The 6,177-nt window shown below is 69.2% G+C and carries 6 protein-coding genes; 4 read left to right on the top strand and 2 right to left on the bottom strand.

Annotation, left to right across the window (positions count from 1 at the left end):
• Window positions 1-206: 206 nt before the first annotated feature.
• A complete protein-coding gene (locus tag I2501_RS14135; protein WP_196194326.1) occupies window positions 207-917 on the top strand; it encodes a hypothetical protein in 711 nt (236 codons plus the stop codon).
• Window positions 918-1,053: 136 nt separating this feature from the next.
• On the top strand, window positions 1,054-2,088 hold the full coding sequence (locus tag I2501_RS14130; protein ID WP_328806390.1) for a GFA family protein: 1,035 nt from the start codon (window positions 1,054-1,056) through the stop codon (window positions 2,086-2,088).
• A gap of 28 nt (window positions 2,089-2,116) precedes the next feature.
• Here the strand turns inward: I2501_RS14130 and I2501_RS14125 are convergent, their stop codons facing one another.
• Together I2501_RS14125 and I2501_RS14120 are read right to left on the bottom strand one after the other, a co-directional pair.
• A complete protein-coding gene (locus I2501_RS14125) occupies window positions 2,117-3,049 on the bottom strand; it encodes an ROK family protein (protein ID WP_196194324.1) in 933 nt (310 codons plus the stop codon).
• Window positions 3,046-4,059 carry a hydroxyacid dehydrogenase gene (locus tag I2501_RS14120; RefSeq protein ID WP_196194323.1) on the bottom strand — a complete coding sequence of 338 codons (1,014 nt, stop codon included), beginning with the start codon at window positions 4,057-4,059 and terminating at the stop codon, window positions 3,046-3,048. Before I2501_RS14120 ends, I2501_RS14125 begins: the two co-directional genes overlap by 4 nt.
• Window positions 4,060-4,428: 369 nt before the next feature.
• Here I2501_RS14120 and I2501_RS14115 point away from each other — a divergent pair, with 369 nt between their 5' ends.
• Together I2501_RS14115 and I2501_RS14110 are read left to right on the top strand one after the other, a co-directional pair.
• Window positions 4,429-5,088 carry a ThuA domain-containing protein gene (locus I2501_RS14115; RefSeq protein WP_408022735.1) on the top strand — a complete coding sequence of 220 codons (660 nt, stop codon included), beginning with the start codon at window positions 4,429-4,431 and terminating at the stop codon, window positions 5,086-5,088.
• Window positions 5,073-6,170, top strand: coding sequence for a Gfo/Idh/MocA family protein (locus I2501_RS14110; protein WP_196194322.1), 1,098 nt, complete (start codon window positions 5,073-5,075; stop codon window positions 6,168-6,170). The genes I2501_RS14115 and I2501_RS14110 overlap by 16 nt, the downstream gene beginning before the upstream one ends.
• Window positions 6,171-6,177 lie beyond the last annotated feature (7 nt).

The following is a 6,177-nucleotide window of genomic DNA, read 5'->3' as shown; positions in this document are numbered from 1 at the left end:
TTTTTTTTTTTTGACGATGTCTTTGTTTTAGCTGGCCGGTTTTTTTGTCGTTGGGTCGATGCTCCTGTGGCATCGACCCAACGACCTTAGCCCGGCAGTTTCATGTATGAGCAGCCGGACTCGTGTTGCTAGTTTCTAGGAAAGTCCAAGCAAGGGCGTGACTGATGATGGACGAGATGGTTAGTCTCCTATGCAGGACCTGCCACATGATTCTTTCCCTTGGTGCACTTCGGCACTCTGGTTCCACGGACGATTCTTCTCGAAATGTGCTGTCCGCATCGGAAGATGATGACGCAAGCGCGGCACTTTGGCGATTCTTGGCGGACCACGCATGCCACCGAGTAAGCCTACTCGATGAGAATTTTAGTGAGTGGGATTCCGTAAGGATCGACTTTGTTACGATCGGAGGTGATGAAGAAGGAGACCCATCCTTTGGGCAGTATGTGCGTGGATGGAGTGGCTATGACCTGGTGAAGAGTCCGCGGCCTTTGGCGGATGAAATTGTGAAGGTAATTAAGGTTTTTGACGAGGCGTTTCTCGAGGTGCGTTGGCTGCCTTCGATGAAGGAAGCCGAGGCTATCCTCGATGTCGTCGGAAGAATCTCGTGGCCGCCTCGTGCGGATGTGCCCGTTTCCCTGGACATGGCCAGCTCTCGTGCGCACGAAGTCGGTGAACTGACCAAGTCCCTGGTCTGCTGGTCCGTTGCTTTGGAGCGGAGTGAACTGGGGAGGTTCTTCAGGACGGTTGCTGGCATTCTTCAGGACGGCATGATTAGTCTAGGCGATGAAGCGTTGGTTTCTGGCGGAAGGCTGGTGTCTGCCGAGCTCTATGATGCCGAATGGACTTTGGCTCTCATTAAAGACTTTCTCAATGGCTATGTCCCGCGGGCGCGGGGTGTGATTCAAACGAAGGAGTGAGCAGGCAGGGCTCGAGAGACGGCATTAGCCTCGATGTTCGTGACGGTCCGTCGGTTCGGCCCGGTGGGCCGTTCGGCTACTCGGGACGGCGCCGGACATGACTGCCCGACTGTCGTTGGGTGGGCGCTAGGTTCCACTGATCCGGTCGCGGGACGGCTCGTCGGAATGGGATGTCGGTCGGACAGCCTCGTCCCCGTTCCGTCCGCCAGCTCAGAAAATCGGGGGGTGCCTTTGTCGGAGTTGCTGCGGATCAGCGGGTAATGGAGACGTTGGCCGCTGTCGGCGCTGTGTCGATAGGCTGGAACTTGACCCGCATGACCGCCTCGGCGGCGGAGGGCTGCGCGGGTTCGATGGGTTTGCTCGTCGACAATCTTGGAGCCCGCTCGCTTTGCTCGGCGGCAAGGCGGAGCCCGGGGAGGACCTGACCGAGACCGCGGCGCGCGAGATCGGTGAGGAGTCAGGACTCGTCGTCGCACCACGCGACGTGCAGCTTCTCGCGATGCTCGTCGACGAGCGCGGCGACCGTCCGCGCGTCACCGTCGTCGCCTACGTGAGCCGCTTCACCGGCAGCCCGAAGGCCATGGAGCCGCACCTGGTCGAACGCTGGGAGTGGTACCCGATCGGCCCCCTGCCCGCGCCGCTGTTCCAGCCCAGTCTCAACGTGCTCGCCACTGCTTTCCCGCACGCCTACCAGGCCGACGGCCTCGTGCACTCCTATCCGCTGGCCTCGCGAGCGGCTCTGATGCAGACCGCCCGCCGTGACCACGACGCCTACCCGCCCGCCGGTCCGGCCCTGCGCGAGGGCGGGTGCCAGTGCGGCCGGATCCGCTTCCGGGCGAGCGGCGTTCCGGACTTCGGGCACACCTGCTCCTGCGCCCACTGCCGCCGCCTGTCCGGCGCGACCGAGATGACCTGGGTGAGCTTCGACCTCGTCGACTTCGACTGGACTGGCCCCGGTGGGGAACCGGTGTGGCACCACACCTGGCCCGACTCCCGGCGCGGACGCTGCCCTGAATGCGGCAGCCAGATCTGCGCCCTCGACGACGGCGCCACGAGCATCGCGGTCACCCTCGCCGCCCTCGACGACCCGGGCGAGCTCGTCCCCGTCCACCAGTCCTTCCGCGACGACGCCCTGCTGTGGAGGGAGCCCGTCCCGACGGTGACGCGATGACATGTCAGCAGCCCGGCGGTGTCGGGAGCTACCGCAGTGCCAGGGCCGCAGCGCCGACCAGGCCTGCGTGGGTGCCCAGTTGGGCGGGGAGGATTCGGATGCGCCGGGTGAAGGGCAGGGCCGCGTACGTCTGCAGGTGGTGACGCAGGGGGCTGAGTAGCAGGTCGCCCGCCCGGAGGACGCCTCCGCCCAGCACGGCCGCCTCCAGTTCGACCAGGGTCGCGGTGGCGGCGATGCCCGCGGCCAGCGCCTTTGCCGCACGGTCGAAGGCTGCGAGCGCGACCGGGTCACCCGCTCGGGCGGAGGCCGCCACTGCCGCGGCCGACGTGTCGTCAGCCTCCGGGCGCCAGCCGTGCCCCAGCGCCCAGGCTGCGATCGCCGTACCGCTTGCCAGGCGCTCCAGGCAGCCGCGCGAGCCGCAGGGGCAGGGGTCGCCGTCCAGGTCCACGGTGATGTGGCCCAGGTGACCGGCGTTGCCGGTCGGTCCGGCATGGACCTTGCCGTCGAGCACCAGCCCCGCGCCGACGCCTGTCGAGACGACCAGACACAACGCGGTGGAGAAGCCGCGCGCCGCGCCGATCCAGTGCTCCGCCGCCGTCATCGCCACGGCGTCGCCGCCCAGCACCACGGGGAGCCGACCGCTCACGGCCGGATGGGCGGTGAGCTGGTCCACCAGCGGGAAGCCGCGCCAGTTCGGGATGTTGACCGGGCTGACCGTCCCGGCCGTCACGTCGACCGGCCCGGCACTGCCCACCCCGACCCGGTCCACCCGATGCCAACTCGCCTGTGAAGCAAGCAGATCGAGGACGGAGTGCACGGCGCTCAGCACTGCTGCCGCGGACCCCTTGGCGGGAGTGGGCACCTGGACCTCGTGCAGCAGCTCGCCGTCGCGGGACACCAGGCCGCCCGCGATCTTCGTGCCGCCGATGTCCACCGCTGCCACGAGCGCGCCACTGCTCATGCGACGCGGGACAGGTCGGTCCGGCGCACCTCGTGGCGGAGGGGTAGGCCCTCGGCCACCCTTTCCGCCTCGTCGAGCACCGAACGGCCCAACTGCTCCAGCTCGTTGCCGAGCGAGCCGGCGATGTGCGGGGTGAGGAGGACGTTCGGCAGGCCGTGCAGGGGCGAGGAGGCCGGCAGGGGCTCCGGCTCGGTCACGTCCAGGACCGCGCGGAGGCGGCCGGAGACCAGTTCGTCGGTCAGGGCGTCCGGTGCGATCAGCGCCCCGCGCGAGGTGTTGATCAGCGTGGCGCCGTCGGGGATCAGGGCGAGGCGTCGACGGTCCAGCAACCGGTAGGTCTGCGGGATGTCGGGGGCGTGCAGGGTGACGATGTCGCTGCTGCGCAGCAGGTCGTCCAGCGGGAGCAGGGTCACGCCGAGCCGGACGGCCTCGGTCTCCTCGACGTACGGGTCGCTGAGGGAGACCGCGAACCGGAACGGTCGCAGGAGTTCGATCAGCGCACGGCCGACGCGTGAGGCGCCGATGATTCCGAGCCTTCGGCCGTTGTTGCCCAACGCGGATTCCTGTGCCGATCGTTGACCTCCCTGGTGGGCGGAGAGGCGGCTCCGGCGGAACGCGTCCTTGCCCGCGAGGAGGGCGGCAGCCAGGGTGTACTCGGCCACCGGGCGGGCGTTGGCCTCGGCCGCCGTCGAGACGACGACGCCCCGGTCCCAGCATGCGTCGGTGACCAACTTCCGTACGGTGCCCGCCGCGTGCAGCACGATGCGCAGCCTGGGCGCGGCGGCCATGACCTGCTCGTCCAGCGGCGGGCAGCCCCAGCCGGTGATCAGCACCTCGACTCCGGAGAGGGCCGCACGTTCCGCGTCCGAGGTGAAGCCGGACAGGACACGCGGATTGCCGGGCTCGCCCAGGTCGAGGAGAGCAGTGAGGCGCTCCATGAGAGGGGGCGGGAACAGGCGGCTGACGTTGACGGGGTCCATGGCGAACACCGCCGCCGGTCGATCGGCCATGCGTCCTCCGGAGGGCTTGGGCGGAGAGTGGAGAGGGGGTCAGGGGCCTGCGCGGCCTCCGGACACTAAATCCATCGACTGGGTTAAGTCAATGGATGCAGCGGGCCGTCATGGATCCTTCAGAGCAGCGGATCTGACGGGGCGATGGATCGGGATGGTGCGAGGGTGTGGGCTCGGTCCATGGCTTTCCCCAGAAGTGGCGCCCGCGCGGCGCTCACGCGAGAGGCCCCCTCGCGAAGACCGGTCCGCGCCGAGTTCGTCCAATGTATTGACAAACTCTGACGCCCATTCGTAGGTTCACCGGGCAAGCGCCAACCACCCAACTCCGTGCGCTGTCACGCACGGTGCCGAGGGGAGCGTGCAATCTCCGTGACCACTCACACCACCCGTCGGGCGCTGGTCGTCCGCGGCGGCTGGGACGGACACCAACCCGTGGCGATCAGCGACAGCTTCGTCCCCTTCCTGAAGGAGCAGGGGTTCGCGGTCGAGACCGCCGAGGACCTCGCCGTGTACGAGGACGCCGAGCGTCTGGCGGCCACCGACCTGATCGTGCAGTGCTGGACCATGGGCACGATCACCCGCGAGCAGTGCGACAACCTCGCCGCGGCGGTCCGCGGCGGCAGCGGGCTGGCCGGTTGGCACGGCGGCATCGTCGACTCCTTCCTCGACCACGGCTACCACCTGCTCACCGGCGGCCGGTTCGTGATGCACCCGCCCGGCTTCCACGACCACACCGTGCACCTGCTGCCCGAGCAGGCGGAGCACCCGGTCATCGCCGGGCTCCGGGACTTCGACGTGCACACCGAGCAGTACTGGATGCTCACCGACCCGCACATCGAGGTGCTGGCCACCACCACCTTCCCGCCCGACGAGCTGCGCGACCGGCCCGCGGTGACGCCTGCCGTCTGGACCCGGACGTGGGGTGCCGGGCGGGTCTTCGTATCGACCATCGGGCACAAGCCCGACGACTTCGACGTGCCGGAGGTCCGCACGTTGACCGAGAGGGGACTGCTGTGGGCGAGCCGTTGAGGATCGGCATCGTGGGTGCGGGCAAGATCAGCGGCGCGTATCTCGCCACGCTGGACCGCCTGACCTCGGTCCGGCTCACCGCCGTCACCGATCTCGACCGGGAGCGCGCCGCGAGCCTCGCCCGGGAGGCGTCGGCCGGGGGAGCGGGCAACGGGCGGGAGGTCGCGGTCGTCGGGTCCGTCGCCGAGCTGGTCGCCCGGGACGACGTGGACACCGTGCTCAACCTGACCATCCCCGCCGCGCACGCCGAGGTCGCCCTTGCGGCGCTCAGCGCGGGCAAGCACGTCTACGGCGAGAAGCCGCTCGCGGTCGACCGCAAGGAGGCCGAGGCCGTCCTCGCCGCCGCCCGTGCGGCGGGGCTGAGGGTGGCGAGCGCGCCGGACACCGTCCTCGGGACCGGGACACAGACCGCCCGCAAGGCCGTCGACGACGGCCTGATCGGGCGTCCGGTCTCCGCCACCGCCTTCATGACCGGCGCCGGGCACGAGAAGTGGCACCCGGACCCGGAGTTCTACTACCGCCCGGGCGGCGGCCCGCTGCTCGACATGGGCCCCTACTATCTCTCCGCGCTGGTCCATCTGCTCGGTCCCGTGGTGAAGGTGACCGGCGCTTCCTCCAGGCCGCGCGCCGAGCGCACCATCGGCAGCGGCCCCCGCGCCGGGCAGAGCTTCGCGGTGGAGGTGGACACCCACATCACCGGAGTCCTGGAGCACGCCGGGGGAGCGCTGAGCACCCTGGTGATGAGCTTCGACGTCAAGGCCGCGCGCCTGCCGCGGATCGAGGTGCACGGAACCGAGGCATCGCTGTCGCTGCCCGATCCCAACAACTTCGACGGGCCGGTCGAGCTCAACCGCGGTGACGGCTGGGAAGTCCTGGCGCCGAACGCCGGCTACCGGGACGCCGGCCGTGGCACCGGCCTCGCCGACCTGGCCGAGGCGCTGGCGGAGGGTCGGCCGCACCGGGCGTCCGCCGAACTCGCCGCCCACGTCCTGGACGTGATGCTCACCCTGCTGGAGGCGGCGGACCAGGGCCGGACGCTCCCGGTGGCCAGCACCTGCGAACGCCCCGCTCCGGTCGTCTGACCCCGGC

Source organism: Streptacidiphilus fuscans, from assembly GCF_015690355.1.
GTDB classification, from domain to species: domain Bacteria; phylum Actinomycetota; class Actinomycetes; order Streptomycetales; family Streptomycetaceae; genus Streptacidiphilus; species Streptacidiphilus fuscans.
Note: the sequence above shows the minus strand (reverse complement) of the source record. Positions and strands in the feature narration are given on the sequence as shown.

Excerpts from the sequence above, each read along its gene's own strand:
- I2501_RS14120 (WP_196194323.1), bottom strand. The coding sequence starts at position 4,059 with ATGGCCGATCGACCGGCGGCGGTGTTCGCCATGGACCCCGTCAACGTC.
- I2501_RS14125 (WP_196194324.1), bottom strand. The coding sequence starts at position 3,049 with ATGAGCAGTGGCGCGCTCGTGGCAGCGGTGGACATCGGCGGCACGAAG.
- I2501_RS14135 (WP_196194326.1), top strand. The coding sequence starts at position 207 with ATGATTCTTTCCCTTGGTGCACTTCGGCACTCTGGTTCCACGGACGAT.